16 protein-coding genes are annotated in these 19,371 nt (G+C 64.1%); 8 read left to right on the top strand and 8 right to left on the bottom strand.

The genetic code is table 11. From position 1 onward, the window contains the following. Position 1: 1 nt before the first annotated feature. The 5 genes from DEBA_RS18270 to mobB are packed head-to-tail and all read right to left on the bottom strand — an operon-like array spanning position 2 to position 2,430. On the bottom strand, positions 2 to 166 hold the full coding sequence (locus tag DEBA_RS18270; RefSeq protein ID WP_013257099.1) for a hypothetical protein: 165 nt from the start codon (positions 164 to 166) through the stop codon (positions 2 to 4). A 54-nt stretch (positions 167 to 220) separates the two neighbouring features. Further along, entirely contained in the window at positions 221 to 646 is a 426-nt protein-coding gene (locus tag DEBA_RS18530; RefSeq protein WP_222832027.1) for a D-alanine--D-alanine ligase family protein, read from the bottom strand. Further along, positions 610 to 1,185, bottom strand: coding sequence for a D-alanine--D-alanine ligase family protein (locus tag DEBA_RS18525; protein ID WP_222832026.1), 576 nt, complete (start codon positions 1,183 to 1,185; stop codon positions 610 to 612). Before DEBA_RS18525 ends, DEBA_RS18530 begins: the two co-directional genes overlap by 37 nt. Continuing rightward, positions 1,182 to 1,772: an HDIG domain-containing metalloprotein gene (locus DEBA_RS16640; protein WP_013257098.1), complete on the bottom strand. Its 591-nt coding sequence runs from the start codon at positions 1,770 to 1,772 to the stop codon at positions 1,182 to 1,184. The genes DEBA_RS18525 and DEBA_RS16640 overlap by 4 nt, the downstream gene beginning before the upstream one ends. After that, the gene (gene mobB / locus DEBA_RS16635) at positions 1,765 to 2,430 is read right to left on the bottom strand and encodes a molybdopterin-guanine dinucleotide biosynthesis protein B (protein WP_013257097.1); all 666 of its coding nucleotides are present in this window, start codon (positions 2,428 to 2,430) and stop codon (positions 1,765 to 1,767) included. Before mobB ends, DEBA_RS16640 begins: the two co-directional genes overlap by 8 nt. 229 nt (positions 2,431 to 2,659) lie before the next feature. On the opposite strand from mobB, the gene gyrA reads away from it, so the two are divergent. From gyrA to DEBA_RS01280, 4 genes are read left to right on the top strand one after another with little or no spacing between them, the layout of a single operon-like run. Further along, entirely contained in the window at positions 2,660 to 5,164 is a 2,505-nt protein-coding gene (gene gyrA / locus DEBA_RS01295) for a DNA gyrase subunit A (RefSeq protein ID WP_013257096.1), read from the top strand. Between the two features lie 4 nt (positions 5,165 to 5,168). Beyond that, positions 5,169 to 6,191: an NAD(P)H-dependent glycerol-3-phosphate dehydrogenase gene (locus tag DEBA_RS01290; RefSeq protein ID WP_407639297.1), complete on the top strand. Its 1,023-nt coding sequence runs from the start codon at positions 5,169 to 5,171 to the stop codon at positions 6,189 to 6,191. A gap of 26 nt (positions 6,192 to 6,217) precedes the next feature. Further along, a complete protein-coding gene (locus tag DEBA_RS01285) occupies positions 6,218 to 7,042 on the top strand; it encodes a nitroreductase family protein (RefSeq protein WP_013257094.1) in 825 nt (274 codons plus the stop codon). An 18-nt stretch (positions 7,043 to 7,060) separates the two neighbouring features. Further along, positions 7,061 to 8,503, top strand: coding sequence for an RtcB family protein (locus DEBA_RS01280; RefSeq protein ID WP_013257093.1), 1,443 nt, complete (start codon positions 7,061 to 7,063; stop codon positions 8,501 to 8,503). 1,398 nt (positions 8,504 to 9,901) lie between these two features. Here DEBA_RS01280 and DEBA_RS16630 read toward each other — a convergent pair. Further along, the gene (locus DEBA_RS16630; protein WP_013257092.1) at positions 9,902 to 11,287 is read right to left on the bottom strand and encodes a GGDEF domain-containing protein; all 1,386 of its coding nucleotides are present in this window, start codon (positions 11,285 to 11,287) and stop codon (positions 9,902 to 9,904) included. A gap of 145 nt (positions 11,288 to 11,432) precedes the next feature. Next, a complete protein-coding gene (locus DEBA_RS01270; RefSeq protein WP_013257091.1) occupies positions 11,433 to 12,635 on the bottom strand; it encodes a thiolase family protein in 1,203 nt (400 codons plus the stop codon). Between the two features lie 201 nt (positions 12,636 to 12,836). On the opposite strand from DEBA_RS01270, the gene DEBA_RS01265 reads away from it, so the two are divergent. After that, positions 12,837 to 13,574, top strand: a complete 738-nt coding sequence (locus DEBA_RS01265; protein WP_013257090.1) for an FkbM family methyltransferase — start codon at positions 12,837 to 12,839, stop codon at positions 13,572 to 13,574. Positions 13,575 to 13,659: 85 nt separating this feature from the next. On the opposite strand, the gene DEBA_RS16625 is transcribed toward DEBA_RS01265, so the two are convergent. Further along, positions 13,660 to 14,124, bottom strand: a complete 465-nt coding sequence (locus DEBA_RS16625) for a MarR family winged helix-turn-helix transcriptional regulator (protein ID WP_187288576.1) — start codon at positions 14,122 to 14,124, stop codon at positions 13,660 to 13,662. A gap of 556 nt (positions 14,125 to 14,680) precedes the next feature. On the opposite strand from DEBA_RS16625, the gene gyrB reads away from it, so the two are divergent. From gyrB to DEBA_RS01245, 3 genes are all read left to right on the top strand, one after another. Beyond that, positions 14,681 to 17,068 (top strand): DNA topoisomerase (ATP-hydrolyzing) subunit B, encoded by a 2,388-nt coding sequence (gyrB, locus tag DEBA_RS01255; RefSeq protein WP_013257088.1) that lies wholly within the window; start codon positions 14,681 to 14,683, stop codon positions 17,066 to 17,068. A gap of 147 nt (positions 17,069 to 17,215) precedes the next feature. After that, the gene (locus DEBA_RS01250; protein ID WP_013257087.1) at positions 17,216 to 18,637 is read left to right on the top strand and encodes a sigma-54-dependent transcriptional regulator; all 1,422 of its coding nucleotides are present in this window, start codon (positions 17,216 to 17,218) and stop codon (positions 18,635 to 18,637) included. Positions 18,638 to 18,923: 286 nt separating this feature from the next. Beyond that, positions 18,924 to 19,343: a chemotaxis protein CheW gene (locus DEBA_RS01245; protein WP_013257086.1), complete on the top strand. Its 420-nt coding sequence runs from the start codon at positions 18,924 to 18,926 to the stop codon at positions 19,341 to 19,343. The last annotated feature ends 28 nt before the right edge of the window (positions 19,344 to 19,371 follow it).

Genomic DNA, 19,371 nt, shown 5'->3' with positions numbered 1-19,371 from the left:
GCTAGTTGCCGCTTTTGCCTTCCTCGTAGCCCTTCTGGAAGTCCTCACCGCCCTTTTCCACGCTCTTGACGGCGGTTCCGGTAGCCTTGCCCATGCTCTGGCAGGCGGCCAACGGGGCCAGGGCCAGGCAAATGGCGACGATCAAAAGCAGTGCTTTTTTGCCCATGGTTGCTTCTCCAAAATTGAAAGTGCCGATCCAGCCGCGCGGGCGGCCGGGGGTCTATCTTTCTTTTCTGGCCAATTTGCCGCCCGATTGCAAGGCCAATTGCAGCAAGGCCTCGACCAGGGCGGCGTAATCCATGCCCGCCGCCGCCGCCGCCTGGGGCAGCAGGCTGGTCTCGGTCATGCCGGGGATGGTGTTGACCTCCAAAAGCACCGGGCCATCGGGCCCCAAGATGAAGTCGGCCCGTGAATAGCGTCGCAAACCCAAGGCCTGGTGGGCCAACACGCCCAGCTCCTGGATGCGGGCGGTGAGCGCCGCGTCCAACGGCGCCGGACAGACCTCGCGGCTGGCGCCGGGGGTGTACTTGGCCTGGTAGTCGAAAAACGCATGCCCCGGCCCCGGCGAGATCTCCACCAGCGGCAAGGGCTTGGGATCGGGCTCGCCGATCACCCCGCAGGTGATCTCGCGCGGCCGATGATGCACTTTTCGGCCAAAATTAGGCTGTCCTTGGCCGAGGCCTCGACGATGGCCGGGCCGACCTGCTCGGGCCGCTGGCAAATCGTCACGCCAAAGCTCGATCCTTCGCAGGCGGGCTTGATCACCAGCGGCAGGCCCAGACGCAGGAGGGCCTCCTCGACCACGCCGGGCTGGCCGGCCTCGAAGACGAAATCATCGGCCACCGGCAGGCCGAACTGGCGAAAGCGCTCCTTGGCCATCACCTTGTTCATGGCCAGCGCGCAGCCCAACACGCCCGCGCACTGATAGGGCACGCCCAGCAGGTCCAGCAGGCCCTGCATGCAGCCGTCCTCGCCGCCCCGGCCGTGGAGCATGATCAGGGCCGCGTCCAGGCTGTCGGCGTCATCGACCAGGCGCAGCAGATCGCTGGGCGGGTCGTAGGTGACGACGTGATACTTGCCCGGGTCCAGGGCCTGGGCCACGGCCCCGCCGCTTTTGAGAGAAACCGGCCGCTCCGAGGAATCGCCGCCCATGATCACCGCGATGCGCGGCCGTCGCGCGCTCATAACGCCCCCTCCCGCCACAGCCTGGTGATCTCCTCCGGGCGGTGGTTGTCCTTCATCAGCGAAAAAAGCCGGGCCTCGGCGCGATGGGCCTTGAGGCGGCCCTGCTCGATGCGCTCCAGATACTCGGGCACGCCCCGGCCATAGTGTTCGATAAAATAATCGTAGCGCAGATCCAACGAGACGACCTCGTCGTGCCGCACGCGCTTGTCGGCGTAGTTGATCACCGCCGACTCGTCGATGGGGTGATCCTTGGGCAGACGCACGTGATAGCGCACCAGCCACGACAGGGCCGGATAGCCGGCCTGGGCCACCATCAGCGCGCCTTCGATGTCGTGGCGGCGGTCGCTGCCCAGGCAGGGGGTCTTGGCGATGTCGTGCAACAGGGCCCCGGCCTCGATGGCCGGCAGGTTAAGGCGCAGGCCGCCCGCGACCAACCAGTCGGCCACGCGCAGGGCCACGTCGCGCACCACCCGCGAGTGGGCGCGGATGTTGTCGAGCATGGCGTGGGCCTCCCACATGGCCATGATCTCGGCGAGGCTGGGCAGGGGCGTGTCGGCGGTGATGGGCTGAAAAAGCTCGTCAGTCAATGATCACCTCGATGGGCCCCGGCGCGTCGCCGCCCTTGAAGCCGGCCAGCAGCCCGCGCAGCGCGCCGGCGATGACCCGCTGGCTGAAGGCGTTGAGGCCAAGCTCGGCCCCGCCCACGCGCGCCCGCACGGTTGACGGGCCGGGCCGCTGGCGGCGGCGAATGGCGGCCAGGCAGAAGTCGGCCACGGCCACGGCGTCGTCGGCGTCCAAAACGGGCAGATCGCCCTCGCGGCCGGCCCCGCCCCGCCGGGCCAGGGCCAAAAGCTGGCCGCCCGACGGCAGCAAGGGCTGGGCCCCCGGCGCGACCACTTCGATCTTGTCGACGGCGGCCGTCTTGAAGCCCTCGGCCAGCGCCAGGTCCAGGTCGTAGAAAAAGCGGCTGGCCAAGGCCGGCAGATCCAAGGCGGCGTGGCTGGCGTCGGCGCTGATGGACAGCCCGCCTGGGTGACAGAGCATCACGCGGCGCGCGCCGCTGGCGGCCAGACGAGCGCTATCCTTGCCGGCCAGAACGGCCGGCTCGACCACCGCCCCACCGTGGCCGTGATGCTTGAGCGCCCCCACGGCCAGGCCGCGGGCGCTCAGCTCGGCCAGCACCTTTTCCAGAAGCGTCGTTTTGCCGCTGCCCGAGGCCCCGCAAAAAGCGATCAGGGGAACCATCTTCAATCGTCTCCGCTTTTAAGGGTTTCAAGCATATTCCAGGCTCGGGGCCAGGTCAAGGCCGGCCGGCCGACGGCGGCGGGGCGCGGCGGCCAAGGCCGCGCATTATCTTTGCAATTTTGGCCTGATACTGTTAAAATTCGACGGGTTATAAGCAATCCGGGCCGTTGAGACCCATTTCCTCCGGCAAGGCCCCCACCCATTGGAATTTCCTGGAGATACACCGCCCATGCTGCCCAAGGACGCGCGCAAAGAAGACGTCCGCATCGAAGAAGAGATCAGGCGCTCCTACCTGGACTACGCCATGAGCGTCATCGTCGGCCGGGCCCTGCCCGACGCCCGCGACGGCCTCAAGCCGGTCCACCGCCGCATCCTCTTCGCCATGCGCGAACTGCGAAACGACTTCAACAAACCCTACAAGAAGTCGGCGCGCGTGGTCGGCGACGTCATCGGTAAGTATCACCCCCACGGCGACTCGGCGGTCTACGACGCCCTGGTGCGCATGGCCCAGGACTTCGCCATGCGCTACACCCTGGTCGACGGCCAGGGCAACTTCGGCTCGGTGGACGGCGACGCGGCCGCGGCCATGCGTTACACCGAGGTGCGCATGGCCAAACTGGCCAACGAACTTTTGGCCGACATCGACAAAGACACCGTCGACTTCACCGACAACTACGACGGCTCGCTGAAAGAGCCAGTGGTGCTGCCCACCAAGGCCCCGGCCCTGTTGATCAACGGCTCCTCGGGCATCGCCGTGGGCATGGCCACCAACATCCCGCCCCACAACCTGGGCGAGGTGGCCCGGGCCCTGGTGGCCCTGCTGGACAACCCCGACATCGGCGTGCGCGAACTGATGCGCCACGTGCCGGGGCCCGATTTTCCCACCCGCGGCTTCATCCACGGGGCCGAGGGCATCGAGCAGGCCTACCGCGATGGCCGGGGCTCCATCCAGATCCGGGCCAAGGCCAACATCGAAACCGTGGCCCGCACCAAAAAAACCTCGATCATCGTCACCGAGCTGCCCTACCAGGTCAACAAGGCCCGGCTGCTGGAAAAAGTCGCCGAGCTGGTCAAGGACAAAAAGATCGAGGGCATCAGCGACCTGCGCGACGAATCCGACCGCGACGGCATGCGCGTGGTCTTTGACCTGCGCCGCGACGCCGTGCCCCAGGTGGTGCTCAACCAACTGTTCAAGTTCACCCAGATGCAGACCACCTTCGGCATCAACATGCTGGCCATCGATCGCGGCCGGCCCCGGCTGATGGGCCTCAAGGACGTCTTGGAGCTTTTCATCGAGCACCGGCGTGAAATCGTCCTGCGGCGCACGGCCTTCGATCTGGCCAAGGCCGAGGCCAGGGCCCACATCCTGGAGGGCCTGCGCATCGCCCTGGACAACCTGGACGAAGTCATCGAGCTGATCCGCGCGGCCAAAAACCCCGCCGAGGCCAAGGACGGCCTGATGAGCCGCTTCAGCCTCAGCGAAAAGCAGGCCCAGGCCATCCTCGAAATGCGCCTCCAGCGCCTGACCGGCCTGGAGCGCGACAAGATCATGGCCGAATACCGCGAGGTGATCAAGGAGATCGCCCGCCTGCGCCATATCCTCGAATCCGACGAGGAGGTCCGCCGCATCATCCGCGAGGAGACCTTGCTTCTGGCCGAGGAGTTCGGCGACAAGCGGCGCACCGAGATCGTCGGCCGCGTCAGCGATATCGAGCTGGAAGACATGATCGCCGAGGAGGAGATGGTCGTCACCCTCAGCCACGGCGGCTACATCAAGCGCACGCCCACCAGCCTCTACCGCGCCCAACGCCGCGGCGGCAAGGGCAGCCGCGGCATGGCCACCAAGGACGAGGACTTCGTCGAGGATCTCTTCACCGCCTCGACCCACTCGTATCTGCTGATCTTCACCGACGCCGGCCGGCTCTACTGGCTCAAGGTCCACGAGATTCCCCAGGCCGGCCGGGCCAGCCGGGGCAAGGCCATCGTCAACCTGGTGCAGATGCTGCCAGACGAGTCGGTCAGCACCGTTTTGGCCGTGCGCGAGTTCGTCGAGGGCCGCCAGGTGATTATGGCCACGCAAAAGGGCGTGATCAAAAAAACCGAGCTGATGTCCTTCAGCCGGCCCCGGGCCGGCGGCATCATCGCCATCAACCTGGCCGAAGGCGATCATCTGGTCTCGGCCCGCCTCACCGACGGCGAAATGGAGGTCTTCCTGGCCACCCGCCAGGGCCAGGCCATCCGCTTCCACGAAAGCCAGGTGCGCTCCATGGGCCGCGCCGCCGCCGGCGTCAAGGGCATCGACGTCGAGCACGACGACCAGGTCGTGGCCATGGAGGCCGTGGCCGGCGCGCCAACCATGCTCACCATCACCGAAAACGGCTTTGGCAAGCGCACGCGCATGGACGAATACCCCGCGCGCAACCGCGCCGGCAAGGGCGTCATCACCATCAAGACCACCACCCGCAACGGTCACGTGGTCAGCGCCCTGGTCGTCGGCGACGACGACGAGGTCATGCTCATCACCGACGTGGGCAAGGTCATCCGCATGAAGGTCGGCGGCATCTCCGTCATCGGCCGCAACACCCAGGGCGTCAAGCTCATCGACCTGGAGCCCGGCGAACGCCTGGTGGCCGTGGCCCGCCTGGCCGAACCCGGCGACGACGAGGTCGAAGCCGGCGAACTGCCCGACGAAGACGACGAGATCGTCGCCGGCCCGGAGCCCGAAGATGAATAAACCCCTGGCCCTGGAGGCGGCGGTGATCGGGGCCGGGGCCTGGGGCAGCGCCCTGGCCCAGCAACTGGCCTGGGCCGGACAAAAAGTGCGCCTGTGGGCCCTGGAGCCCGAGGTGGCCCGCCAGGTCAACGACCTGCGCGAAAACAAGCTCTACCTCGAAGGCGTAATGCTCGACCCGGCCATCGTCGCCACCAACGACCTGGCCCAGGCCGTGGCCGGCGCTCGATTGGTGGTTATGGTCACGCCCAGCCACGTCTTTCGCCAGGTGCTGGGCCAGTTGGCCCCCCACCTGGAAAAAGACGCCATCATCGTCAGTTGCTCCAAGGGCATCGAAGATCAAAGCGGCTACACCATGTGCGAGGTGGCCGAGGATGTCCTCGATAAACGCTATCATCGCCGCCTGACCGCCCTCAGCGGACCATCCTTCGCCAAGGAAGTGGCCCGCGCCGTGCCCACCGCCGTCACCGTGGCCGGACGCGACCCCGACGTGGCCAACCTCGTTCAACACGCCTTCGCCACCACCCTCTTCCGCGTCTACACCAGCCCCGACACCGTCGGCGTCGAGATCGGCGGCGCGGTCAAAAATCCCCTGGCCATCGCCTCGGGCATGGTCGCCGGCCTGGAGCTGGGCTACAACAGCCAGGCGGCCATGATCACCCGCGGCCTGGCCGAAATGACCCGCCTGGCCATGGCCAGAGGCGGCCAACTGGCCACCCTCTCGGGCTTGGCCGGCCTGGGCGACCTGGTGCTGACCTGCACCGGAAACCTCAGCCGCAACCGCACCGTGGGCAAGCGCCTGGCCCAGGGCGAGACCATCGCCCAGATCCAGGCCTCCACCCGCACCGTGGCCGAGGGCGTCAAAAACACCCTCACCGTCTTGCAGATCGCCAAACGGGCCGGCGTCGAAATGCCCATCGTCCAGGCCGTCAAGAAAGTGATCTACGACGGCCTGCCACCGGCCGACGCCCTGCTGGAGCTGATGACCCGCTCGCTCAAGCAAGAACACTATTGGGTCGCCGATAGTTAACCAAAAACACAGCGGAAGGATAAAAAATGGGCTTGCTTATCGTGGACGAGGACAAATGCAAGCAGGATAACCTCTGCGTGGCCGACTGCCCCGTGCAGATCATGCACATGCCCGAGGGCGGCTATCCCCAGGTCATCGCCGGGGCCGAGGCCTTTTGCATCGCCTGTGGCCACTGCGTGGCCGTCTGCCCCTTCGGGGCCATCAGCCACCCCCAGGTCAAGAGCGAGGACTGCCCGCCCATCGTCAAGGAAAACGCCGTCAGCCAGGCCCAGGCCAAACAATTCTTGCGCTCGCGCCGCTCCATCCGCCAGTTCAAAAAAGACGCCAGCGCCTCCCGCGCCGAGCTGGAACAGCTCATGGATATGGCCCGCTATGCCCAAACCGGCCACAACTCCCAGTCCATCCACTGGAAAATATACACCAAACCAGCCGACGTCCACGACGTGGCCGCCGGCGTGGCCGCATGGATGGAGCGCCTCGTAGAGAAAAACGACCCCATGGCCCAGATGATGAACATGGCCGTCATCGTAAAGGCCTTCAAAAACGGCGTGGACTTCATCATGCGCGGCGCGCCACACCTGGCCGTCTGTCACGCCCACGCCGAGGACCGCTTTGCCGACCGCTCGGCCGACATCGCCCTGACCTACCTGGAACTCTACGCCCCCACCCTGGGCCTGGGCACCTGCTGGGCCGGCTATTTCCAGGCCGCCGCCCTCTTCTGGCCGCCACTGCAAGCCCTGCTCGACCTGCCCGAGGGCCACGTCGTCAAGGCCGGCCTGATGATCGGCAAGCCCAACGTGAAGTATTTCCGCTGTCCCGAGCGCAAACCCCTGCGCGCCCAGTGGGTCTAGGCCGAAAAAAACGCCGCCATGGCCGACCAGCCCGCCCTGCAAAGGCTCGACGCCCACCGCTGGCTGCTGCCACGCCAGGGCAAAATGCGCACCGATGGTTTAATTTTCTCTGACGATGAACTCATTGGCGCTGTGCGCGCCGATGGAACCCTGCAACAAGTCCAAGCCATGGCCGCCCTGCCGGGCATCGTCGGCCCGGCCATGGCCATGCCCGACGCCCACCAGGGCTACGGCTTCCCCATCGGCGGCGTCGCCGCCTTCGACCCCCACGCCGGCGTGGTCTCGCCCGGCGGCGTGGGCTACGATATCAACTGCGGCGTGCGCCTGCTGCGCTCCAAACTCGTCGCCGCCGACCTGAACCACCAACAACTGACCCGCCTGGCCGACGCCCTCGCCGCCCAAATCCCCGCCGGCGTCGGCCAGGGCGGCGCAAAACGCCTCGACGACCGCCAGCTCGACCGCGTCCTCACCCAAGGCGCGGCCTGGGCCGTCAACAACGGCCACGGCCAAGCCACCGACCTGGAATTCTGCGAATCAAACGGACAAATCCCCCTCGCCGACCCCGACCAGGTCAGCACCCACGCCAGAAACAGGGGCCGCGACCAACTGGGCACCCTCGGCGCGGGAAACCACTTCGTCGAACTGGGCGTGGTCGAACTCGTAGCCGACGCCGACGCCGCCCAAGCCTTCGGCCTGTTCCCCGGTCAACTCGTCCTGTGGATCCACAGCGGCTCCCGCGGCCTCGGCCACCAGGTCTGCGACGACTACCTCAAAAGATTGCGCCAAGACAAAGACGCCGTCCATTCCCCCGATAGCCAGCTCATCGCCGCATCGCCCCACTCCCCCGTCGGACAATCCTACCTGGCCGCCATGGCCGCCAGCGCCAACTTCGCCTTCGCCAACCGCCAGATGCTCACCCACCTGGCACGGCAAGCCATCGGCCAAACACTCCAGATCAGCCCCGCCAACCTGGGCCTGGCCCTCGTCTACGACGTGGCCCACAATATCGCCAAACTGGAAACCCACACCGTCCACAACCGCCAACGCCAACTGTGGGTCCACCGTAAAGGCGCAACCCGCGCCCTGGGACCAAATCATCCCGAATTGCCCCCTCGCTACGCCGCCATCGGCCAACCCGTGCTCACCCCCGGCGACATGGGCCGCGCAAGCTACGTCCTCAAAGGCTCCCATCTCGCCGAAACACTCACCTTCGCCAGCAGTGCCCACGGCGCCGGTCGACGCCTCTCCCGCGCCAAAGCCAAACACAACGCCAAAGGACGCGACATCTCCGCCGAATTGGCCCAAACAAACGTTATCGTCCGCGCCAAAGCCCGCGCCACCCTCGCCGAAGAAATGCCCGACGCATACAAAAACGTCAACAATATCGCCGCAATCATGCAAAACTCCGGCGTCGCCCCCATCGTCGCCAAAACTCGCCCCCTCGTCTGTATCAAAGGCTAGGAAGACGCGGGGGGAACCTTTTTCTTTTGTGCCAAAAGAAAAAGGTTCCCCCCGCACCCCCCTCCAAAAAGAAAAGCCCCGCATCGATTGCTTCGCAATCGATGCGCGTCGTTTTCATTTTCGTGGCGGCTTCGCGGGTAGCCTTGTTGCTTTGCATTCCATGAAATTGCTTCGCAATTTCATGGCATAAACAAAAGCACCTTTCCCCTCTTAACTCTTTCCTTTTTCCGGGCGCAACCAACCTTGACCGTAGCTCCCGTGGGCCGGCGCCCGGCCAGGCAAAGCGGGGCCAGTGCCTGGCCTGGCAGAGCGGGTCGACCAGGCCAGCTTAACACCTACCGTCCGTAGCTCCCGATGTGAGGCCGCTATCAAAGCAGCCGCGCCCGGCCCGGAGCCGCGACGACGAAGCTTATTGTTCTTCTTTCTTCTTTCTTATTTCTTAAATCTTTTCTTTTTCCGGGGGCAACCAACCTTGGCCGTAGCTGGCGCGCGCCCCGCGCGTCAGCTTCCAGTAACGCCACCGGCAACCGGCAACAATCTTCGCGGCGCGGCAATGCTCAGGACCGTCCCTATGGTCGTCATACCTACAAACACGAAACTAAAAGTCGGCCACCTTGCTTTGCGGGGGTGGGGTGGGGCGCGGGGCGGGCGAGGGGGCGGTTTAGCGTAAAGAGCCCCCTCCCCGCCCCGCATGGCTTTTGCTTGATTCTTTCCGGCTTCTCTTCCCGCCACGCCGGCCAGCCGGCCAGCCGGCCAGCGGGCCGGTACCCGGCCTGGCAGAGCGGGGCCGGTGCCCGGCCAGGCAAGGCGGGTCGAGTAGGCCGCAATGACACCTACCGTCCGTAGCTCCCGGTGATAGGCCGCTATCAAAGCAGCCGCAATGGCAAAGCTTGTTGCTCTTCTCTCTTCTCTCTTCTCTCTTCTTTCTTAAATCTTTTCTTTTTCCGGGGGCAACCAACCTTGGCCGTAGCTGGCGCGCGCCCCGCGCGTCAGCTTCCAGTAACGCCACCGGCAACCGGCAACAATCTTCGCGGCGCGGCAATGCTCAGGACCGTCCCTATGGTCGTCATACCTACAAACACGAAACTAAAAGTCGGCCACCTTGCTTTGCGGGGGTGGGGTGGGGCGCGGGGCGGGCGAGGGGGCGGTTTAGCGTAAAGAGCCCCCTCCCCGCCCCGCATGGCTCCCTCTTATCTTCTTCTTCTCTCTTCTTCTTCTCTTCTCTCTTCTTCTCTTCTCTTCTCTCTTCTTCCCATCGCCATCCGCAAAGCTATCAAATTATACGTACTCATCTTAAATTATTATCAAAAAACGCCAAAACACCAGCACAAATCGGTAACCACCTGAAATACCAGCAAAACCTAAAATTTAACCGAAAACGAAAACTTGACCGACAGGTCAACCAACAGAATTGCCCGCCACGACCACACGATTGCGGCCTTGTCGCTTAGCGTCGAGCAGGGCTTGATCGGCGCGTTCGAAGAGGCTGGCGGCGGAGTCTCCCTGGCGGCCGTTGGCCAAACCCAGGGAGAGGGTGAGGCGGATTTCGCCTTTTCCGGCGTAGGTGAAGCGGATTTTCTCGGCGGCGGCTCGCACGCGCTCGGCCACGGCGTGCGCTGTTTTAAGATCGATATTGGTCATAAGTATGACGAATTCGTCGCCAGCATAGCGAAAAAGGTCATCATCACGGCGCAAGGTGCGGGCGGCGTGGGCGGCGATGCTTTCCAGGGCCTTATCGCCGGCGCGGTGGCCGAAGTTGTCGTTGATGGACTTGAAGAAGTCGATATCAAAAACGATCAGGCAGACGACCAGCGGGTCATGTTTTTCCAAGGCCTCGGCCAGGCGTTGGGCCAGGGCGCGTTTGTTCCATACTTTGGTCAGGGGGTCGGTGAGGGCTTCGTGGGCCAGGCGTTGGCTGATGTGCTCCACGGCCGAGACGTGGGCTTTGGTTTCGTCGAGGGCGGCGCGCACGCGGCTCATTTCGCTGAGCACCTGGGCTTGCTGGGTCAATTCTTGTTCGCGGCGATTTTTGATCTGTTCGCGCATGGCCCGGATATGGCCGATGGCGCGGGTTTTCATGGTTTCGAGGTCCGGGGCGTGGTTGATGTCTTCGAGCAGGCCGGCCAGGGCGGCGGTCAGGTTATTGGCGTGGGCCGCGCTTCCGCTGGCCAGGTCGTCGGCGGCGCGGCTGAAGGTGGCCATCAGTTCGGCCTCGGTGGTCAGCACTTCGCCGACCACTTCCTTGAGGGCCCGTTCGGCGGCTTCGAGGCGTTTGCCGTGGGCCAGGCGGAATTCGTCGAGCAGGTCGACGAGGATGGCCATGGCCGGGCGCACCGCGCCGGCGGCGACGTGGCCGCCGATGGCGTCGATGGCCTTGTCGAGACGGGCGTCGAAGGCCTCGTCGCCCAGGCGCAGGCCGTGCAGCAGGGCCAGGGAGACGTGGCGGGCGGCCTCGGACTGAGCCGACTCCTTGGCCTTGGCGGAAGCGCCGGGGCCATAATCGCGTGGTTCGGCGACGATGGCCGACTTGAGGGCCTCCAGGGCCTGGCGTAGGTTGGCGTCATCGGCGTTTTTGTCGGCGGCGCGGCGCAGGGCTTCGAGGGCCTTGGCCACCAAGGGCGATTGTTGCTTGGGCGCCAGGCCGCACAGCACGGGCACGGCCTCGCGCAGGGCGGCCATGGCCTCGGCGTGTTTGGCTTCGATGGAGTCGAGTTCGTCGGTCAGGTCGCGCACGCGCTGGCGCAGTTTGGCCGCTTCCGCCGATTTTGCCCCTGTGTCGACCATGGCGCAGGCCCCATTGTGCTGTTTAGCGAACAGAGATGGGATTCGTCTTGGATTTTATAACGAAAAGCAGTCATTGGGCAATAGCGGGTGAAAGCGCTGGCGGCCGGGAGTCAAATCGCGCCCGGCCGCCAGCGCCAAGCGGGAGTTATTCGACCTCGACGACCATGGACATGCCCATGCCGCCGCCCACGCAGAGGGTGGCCAGGCCGACGGTGGCGCCGCGGCGTTTCATCTCACCGATGAGGCTGATGACGATGCGCGCGCCGGTGCAGCCCACGGGGTGACCCAGGCCGATGCCCGAGCCGTTGACGTTGACGATGTCGCGGTTGAGGCCCAGGCCTTTTTCGCAGGCCAGGTATTGGGCGGCAAAGGCCTCGTTGAGCTCGATCAGCTCGATGTCCTTGAGGTTCATGCCCAGTTTTTTCATGACCTTTTGGGTGGAAGGCACCGGGCCCCAGCCCATGATCTCGGGCGGGCAGCCGGCGGCGGCGTGGCCGACGATCTTGGCGATGGGGGTCAGGCCCAGATCCTTGGCCTTTTCGCGGCTCATGACGATGCACAGGGCCGCGCCGTCGTTGAGGCCCGAGGCGTTGCCGGCGGTGACTGTGCCGTCCTTGGCGAAGGCCGGGCGCAGTTTGTCCAGGTCGGCCATGGTCAGGCCCATGCGCACGTGTTCGTCGGTGTCGACGATCTTGGGCTCGCCCTTGCGCTGGGGCACGGGCACCGGCACGATCTCGTCCTTGAACTTACCGGCCTTGATGGCGGCTTCGGCGTTGTTGTGGCTGCGCAGGGCGACGATGTCCTGCTCCTGGCGGGAGACGTCGTATTTGCGGGCCAGGTTTTCGGCGGTCTGGCCCATGATGTAGCCCGGCGGCTCCAGCAGGGTCGAACCGGAGTGCAGCATCTCCCACAGGGCGTCGACCATCTTGGCGTGTTGCAGGCGGGCGCCCCAGCGGGCCTTGGGCAGGGTGTAGGGCGCGTTGGACATCGACTCGACGCCGCCGGCCAGCATGACCTCGGCCTCGCCGGCGCGGATGTAGACCTCGGCCTGGGCCAGGGCCTGCATGGCGCTGGAGCACTGGCGCTGGATGGTCATGGCCGGCACGTCCACCGGGATGCCGGCCTTGAGGGCGGCGGTGCGGGCGGTGTTGGCCTCATCGGGGCACTGGCAGCAATCGCCCATGAGCACGTCGTCGAACATTGCCGGGTCGAGGCCGGTTTTGTCGAGCAGGTTCTTGGTGACGATGGCGGCCAGTTCGTGGGCGCGCAGGCCGGCCAACGAGCCGCCGAAGTCGCCGATGGCGGTGCGGCCCATGGCCACGATGACGGTGTCGCGGTTATTCTTCACTTGGTCCTCCCGTGGAGTTTTTGATTTTAATTGGTGGCTCAGTAGAATATGCCAAAGCCCAGCCCGCGTCAAGGTTTCTGGTAAGGCCAGTTACGCGGGCGGACGGTGGACAATCACCATACATTCATGGTGTTATGACCGGGAGAGGTTGACTGGTCGGCGGCGATAAAGTAGAGTGACGAGGGCATAGCGGGAGGCAATATGGAACATGCGGTTTTGCAAAACGATCTGATCATCGACGTTGGCCTGCACAAAGGCATGGACACTGAGTTTTATCTGAAAAAGGGCTTCCGGGTCGCCGCGGTGGAGGCCAACCCCGCCATGGTGGAGCTGGTGAGCGAACGCCTGGCCGCGCACATCGACAGCGGCCGGCTCAAGATATACAACGTGGGCATCTATGACAGCGAAGGCGTCTTTGATTTTTACGTGAACAAGGACAAGGACGACTGGAGCTCGGTTTACAAGACCGTTGGCGCGCGGCAGAACACGGCCTACGAGGTGATCAAGGTGAATTTTGTCCGCTTCGGCAAGATCCTGGCCGAGACGGGCATTCCCTATTATCTGAAGATCGACATCGAGCACGCCGACATCCTGGCCTTGAGCGAGCTGAACAACTTCGACGTCAAGCCCAAGTATGTCTCGTGCGAGGCCCATTCCATCGACATTTTTTTCGAGATGCGCAAGCTGGGCTATCAGAAGTTCAAGCTGGTCAACCAGCGCACGCACCACAAGCACCCCCTGCCCAACCCGCCGTTGGAGGGCCTCTACGTGGACGAAAAGTTCACTGGCATTCACAGCGGGCCCTTTGGCGAGGAGACGCACGGCCCCTGGATGACCATCGAGGAGGCCATCTACGAATGGCTGCACAAACGCCTGGGCTTTGTCGAGCGTTCGACGCTGGGCGATGGCTGGTACGACGTGCACGCCACGTTTGAATGACGGGCTTTGCGCCGGCGCGCCCGGTGGATTTTTGACGCCTAGCGCCCCGCGCCGACGCGCTGGGCGCTTTTGTCTTTGCCGAGCGCTACTTCTCGGTGGCCTTGACGATGGCCTCTTCCAGCGTGCGCAACACTTGGCGGGCCACGCTGAGCTGGGGCGCCTGATCGACGACCATCTCCACCAGCGAATCGCGGAAGGGCGCTGTCTGGGCCAGGCGGCGGCGGCCCTCGTCGGTGATGCGCAGGATGCGCGCCCGGCGGTCTTCGCTCTTGACGTCGCGGGACAACAGGCCCTCGCGGACCATCTCGCCCACCGCGCCGCTGAGGGCCTGTGGCCGGATGCCCACCGTGGCCGCGGCCTCGCTGACGGTCATGCCGGCGTTGCCTTTGTGATCGGCCAGGCGCAGCAGGTTGTAGGCCGGCGTGTTCAACTCGGCCTCCTGGGCCATCATGGCCAAGAGCTTGTCGGCCCGGCGGCCCAGGGCCAAGACCATCTCCAAGACGGCTCTGGCCTCTTCGGCCCGGGAAATGGCGGTCGGGTTTTCGGTCAACTCAAAGCGATCGCCAGTGGGAAGTTGCTCCAAACGTGTCATGACGCCCCCCGCATGCAAAAACGTAACGTGGTCCGCGGCCTGATGCCGGTTCTGTGCAGTGTACTATCAATCAGCGGCTTTTGTAACGTGGTTTTATCGTTGAAATAGCAAAAACTCTAGATGACCTGGCCGCCGCCGGGCCACACCCCATTTTAACAAGCCAAACTTGATTAACAATTAAAAAACAAACCCGCCAAAACGGACCAAAAGAGATGCGGCCGTCGCGTCCAGGTCGGACAATTTTCTTGGCAATAAATGATTAATAAAAAATGAAACATACGCTTAAGGCCATTTTGTGGCCCCTTGGCCGCGTTTTTTTAAAAACACTTTATATTTCAATCGAGTACATTAATTATTACACGCGGATCAGGCCGGCGCAAGCCGCCGTCCGGTTTCCGTGGCGAAAACAAGGCCTTGGCCCAGGCCAGCGCGCGGCGAGCGTGGCAAAAATAAATTGCAAAATCTGCAAGTTAGGTCATAATATAGTGTCTTATCCATACGGAGGGCCACGCCGATGACCGAAGACCGCACCAACTACACAGCCGACAAGATCAAGGTGCTCGAAGGCCTGGAGGCCGTGCGCAAGCGACCGGCCATGTACATCGGCTCCACCAGCGTTGATGGCCTGCACCACCTGGTCTACGAAGTCGTCGACAACTCCGTGGACGAGGCCATGGCCGGTTTTTGCGAAAACATCCGCGTGGTCATCCACGCCGACAACTCGGTCTCGGTGGTTGACGACGGCCGCGGCATCCCGGTGGACTTCCACGCCCATGAGGGCATGTCGGCGGTGCAGGTGGTCATGACCAAGCTGCACGCCGGCGGCAAGTTCGACGACAAGGCCTATCAGGTGGCCGGCGGCCTGCACGGCGTGGGCGTCAGCGTGGTCAACGCGCTCAGCCAGTGGCTGGAGGTGGAGATCTCCCGCGACGGCAAGGTCTATCACCAGCGCTACATGCGCGGCAAGCCGGTCAGCGAGCTGGAAGTCATCGGCAAGACCCGCCGCCGGGGCACCAAGGTCACCTTCAAGCCCGACGAAGAGATATTCGAAACCACCGAATATTCCTACGATATCCTTGTGGCGCGCATGCGCGAGCTGGCCTTCTTGAACCGGGGCCTGCGCATCGACCTGGCCGACGAGCGCAGCGACGAGGAAAAGTCGTTCCACTACAAGGGCGGCATCAACGAGTTTGTCGAATACATCTCGCGCAACTCGGCCCCGCTGCACCCCAAGCCCATCTACCTGGCCGGCCAAAAAGGCATGGTCCAGGTCGAGATCGCCCTGCAATACGCCGATTCCTACAAAGAGCGCCTGTTCAGTTTCGCCAACAACATCAACACCAAAGAGGGCGGCACCCACCTCACCGGCTTCAAGGCGGCCCTGACACGCACGATCAACGCCTATATCGCCAATAATTTTCCCAAGATAAAGACTCCGCCCTCGGGCGACGACGCCCGCGAAGGCCTCTTTGGCGTCATCAGCGTGCGCATCCCCCAGCCCCAGTTCGAGGGCCAGACCAAGATGAAGCTGGGCAACTCCGAGGTCAAGGGCCTGGTCGAACAGATCGTCAACGACCAACTGGCCACCTACTTCGAGGAAAACCCGGCCGTGGCCCGCCGCGTGGTCGACAAAGTGACCGAGGCCGCCCGCGCCCGCGAGGCCGCCCGCAAGGCCCGCGAACTGGTGCGGCGCAAGGGCGTGCTCGGCGAGCATTCCCTGCCCGGCAAGCTGGCCGACTGCTCCAACCGCGACGCCACCGTCTGCGAGCTGTTCCTGGTCGAGGGCGACAGCGCCGGCGGCAGCGCCAAGCAGGCCCGCGACCGCAACTTCCAGGCCATCCTGCCGCTCAAGGGCAAGATCCTCAACGTCGAGAAGGCCCGCTTCCACAAGATGATCGAAAACGCCGAGATCGGCACCATCATCACCGCCCTGGGCGCCGGCATCGGCGAGGAAGACTTCAACCTGGCCAAGCTGCGCTATCACAAGATCGTCATCATGACCGACGCCGACGTGGACGGCAGCCATATCCGCACGTTGATCCTCACCTTCTTTTTCCGTCAGATGCCCGAACTCATCGAGGCCGGCCATCTCTATATCGCTCAGCCGCCTTTGTATCGCATTGTCGATGGAAAAAAAGAAAACTATATCAAAGACGAACAGAGCCTGCGCTCGATGCTCCTGGAGCGGGCCTGCGCCGAGGCCACGCTGGAAGTCCCGGCCACCGGCCAAAGCGTCTCCGGCCTGCGCCTGATCAGCCACATGAACACCGTCGGGGCCTATCTGGAGGCCCTGGACCGCTTGCGCCGACGGGGCTATCACACCCCGGCCCTGCAGGCCGTCCTGCGGGTGGGCGCCCGCTCGCGCAACATCTTCAGCGACCAAAACCGCGTCAAGGAGCTTTCCGACAGCCTGGCCCAGCACGACCTGATCATCGGCGACATCCCCTTCGACGAAGAGCACAGCCTCTACGAGATCCAGGTCAGTTGCCTGGGCGACGCGGCCAAGTGCGCGCCGATCTCGTGGGAGCTGGTCTCCAGCGCCGACTACGCCCGCCTGCACGCCCTGCACCAACAGCTTGGCGGCGGCGACGCGGGCCCCTTCATCCTGCGCAAAAACGGCGAAGTAAGCCAAATCGCCACCATCGAGGGCCTTTTGTCCCGCCTGCTGGAAGACGGGGCCAAGGGCCTGGGCCTGCAACGCTACAAGGGCCTGGGCGAAATGAACCCCGAGCAGCTCTGGCAGACGACCATGGACCCCGAGCGGCGCACGCTGCTACAGGTCAAGGTCGACGACGCCATCGCCGCCGACACCATGTTCGCCACCCTGATGGGCGACCAAGTCGAGCCGCGCAAGGAATTCATCATCGAAAACGCCCTGGAAGCCCGAGCCCTGGATATCTGATCGCCGCCGCGGCGCTTTGATGGCGGGCCGATTTGCGTTATGATCGGCCAACTCGCTTTGGCTGGGGCCGACGGCGTTTTCGGACAGTAACGACCGCCGGTCGATCACCCGCGACCACGACGAACCGTTTCTCGCGCCGGGATAGCCATGCCTCGAATTCTGGTCATAGACGACGATCCGGCCATCGGCAAGCTATTATTCAATCATTTCGAGGAAATGGGTTATATTACCCACCGGGTTGTCACCAGTGAGGACGCCCTCAATATTGCCGCCATCGAGCCCTATGACGTCATTTTCCTCGACGTGCGCCTGCCCGACGGCAGCGGCCTGGACATCATCGGCCAACTGAAAAACACCCCCGGCCGGCCAGAGGTGGTCATCATCACCGGCTACGGCGAGCCCGACGGCGCGGAGTTGGCCATCACCAGCGGGGCCTGGGACTACCTCGAAAAGCCCTTCAAGCTCAAAGACGTGACCCTTTTGCTGATGAGGGTCATCGAACACCGTGAGCGCCGCCAGCGCAATGTCAGTCAAAACGCCCTCAAGCGCGAGGGCCTGGTGGGCCAAAGCCCCCAGATCGTCAACTGCCTGGGCCAGGTCTTCGAGGCGGCCCAGGTCGACGCCAGCGTGCTGCTTTTCGGTGAGACCGGCACCGGCAAGGAGCTTTTCGCCCGGGCCATCCACAACAACAGCCGCCGGGCCGACAAGCCTTTTTTGGCCGTCGACTGCGCCGCCCTGCCCGAGACCCTGGCCGAGAGCGTGCTCTTTGGCCACGAGCGCGGGGCCTTCACCGGGGCCCACGCCAGTCAGGAGGGCATGATCGCCCAAGCCAACGGCGGCACGCTGTTTCTGGACGAGATTGGCGAACTGAGCCCGGCCATGCAGGCCAAATTGCTGCGCGTGCTGCAAGAGCGGGTCTACCGGCCGGTGGGCGGCCGCCGCGACCTGGCCAGCGACTTTCGGCTGGTGGCCGCCACCAACCGCCAGCTCGAAATCATGGCCGAGGAAGGCCGCTTCCGCACCGACCTGCTGTTTCGGCTGCGCGCCTTTCCCATCGACCTGCCGCCGCTGCGCACGCGCAAGGAAGACATCAAAGACATCTGTGACTATCACATCGGGCGGCTGTGCGGACATTACGCCATCGAGGCCAAGGGCTTTTCGCGCGATTTTTTCGAGGCCATCGAAGGCTACGACTGGCCCGGCAACGTGCGCGAGCTGGTCGGCGCCCTGGAATACGCCATCGGCGCGGCCTTTGCCGAGCCCATCCTCTGCCCCCATCACTTGCCCAAAAACCTGCGGGCCAAGATCGCCAAGCAGACCATCACCCACCGCAACAACGCCCATGCCGAGCAAGAAGGCCAACAGACCCAGGAATTACTCACCCTGGAGCTGCGCCTGCCGCCCTTTCGCCAGTGGCGCGTCGATCACATCAACCGCATGGAGCGCGAATACCTTGGCGCCCTGATCGCCCAGAGCGAAGGCGACCTGCGCCAAGCCCTCGAGCTGTCCGAACTCAGCCGCAGCCGGCTCTACGACCTCTTGGCCAAGCACGGCATGAAGCTTGGTTAACCGGCGCCAGGTCCGATGTTTTCGGACGTCCGATCGGTCAGGACAAAAAGCGTCCGATGAAATCGGATAATAGATGGTTGGCCGAGCGGACTCAACAGCTACATTTCAGCTAACCGCCCATAAAAACAAGTCAAACCTGTGACTAACTCTTTCGGCACGCTACTTGCTTTATCCACGGGCAACAGCCGTCATAAACTCCTTCTCGGGTGGCGCGCTCAACATCGACGAATCGACACAAGCCACCCCTGAAGGGACGGCCCATCAACTCAAACGAGGAATCAGGGCCATGAAGAGCATCGGCAGGCAAAACGCGAACGCCATCCCCGTGGGCAAGATAGTGGGGATCGTCCGTCAAGCCGACATCTGGCCGCTGCCCGGCGCGCCGGATTACTTGGCCGGTCTGGCCTGCCTGCACGGCCGCCTGATTCCCATCCTCGACATCGATGGGCGAAACCTCCCCGCCGCGCTCGACAACGACATCCTGGCGCGAGACATCGTGATTGTGGAAAACACCATGGCGGGCGAGGCGACGTCCTTGTTTGGCGTCATCATCGATCAGTGGGAGAAGGCCGGGGCCGATTACACACCTGGAAGCATGCATCAGCCCCCGGCCGACTTTCCCTACGCCAAGGTGGTGGCGGAAACGGCGCCGCGCCCGGACCTCCGGCCGGGCCAGACGCGGGGCGGCAAGGCCCTGGCCAGCTGACAAGCCAAGGGGGCGACCGTGACCTACG

The organism is Desulfarculus baarsii DSM 2075, assembly GCF_000143965.1.
GTDB lineage: Bacteria > Desulfobacterota > Desulfarculia > Desulfarculales > Desulfarculaceae > Desulfarculus > Desulfarculus baarsii.
The sequence above is the reverse complement of the archived record's forward strand: the minus strand, read 5'-3'. Positions and strand labels throughout refer to the sequence as shown.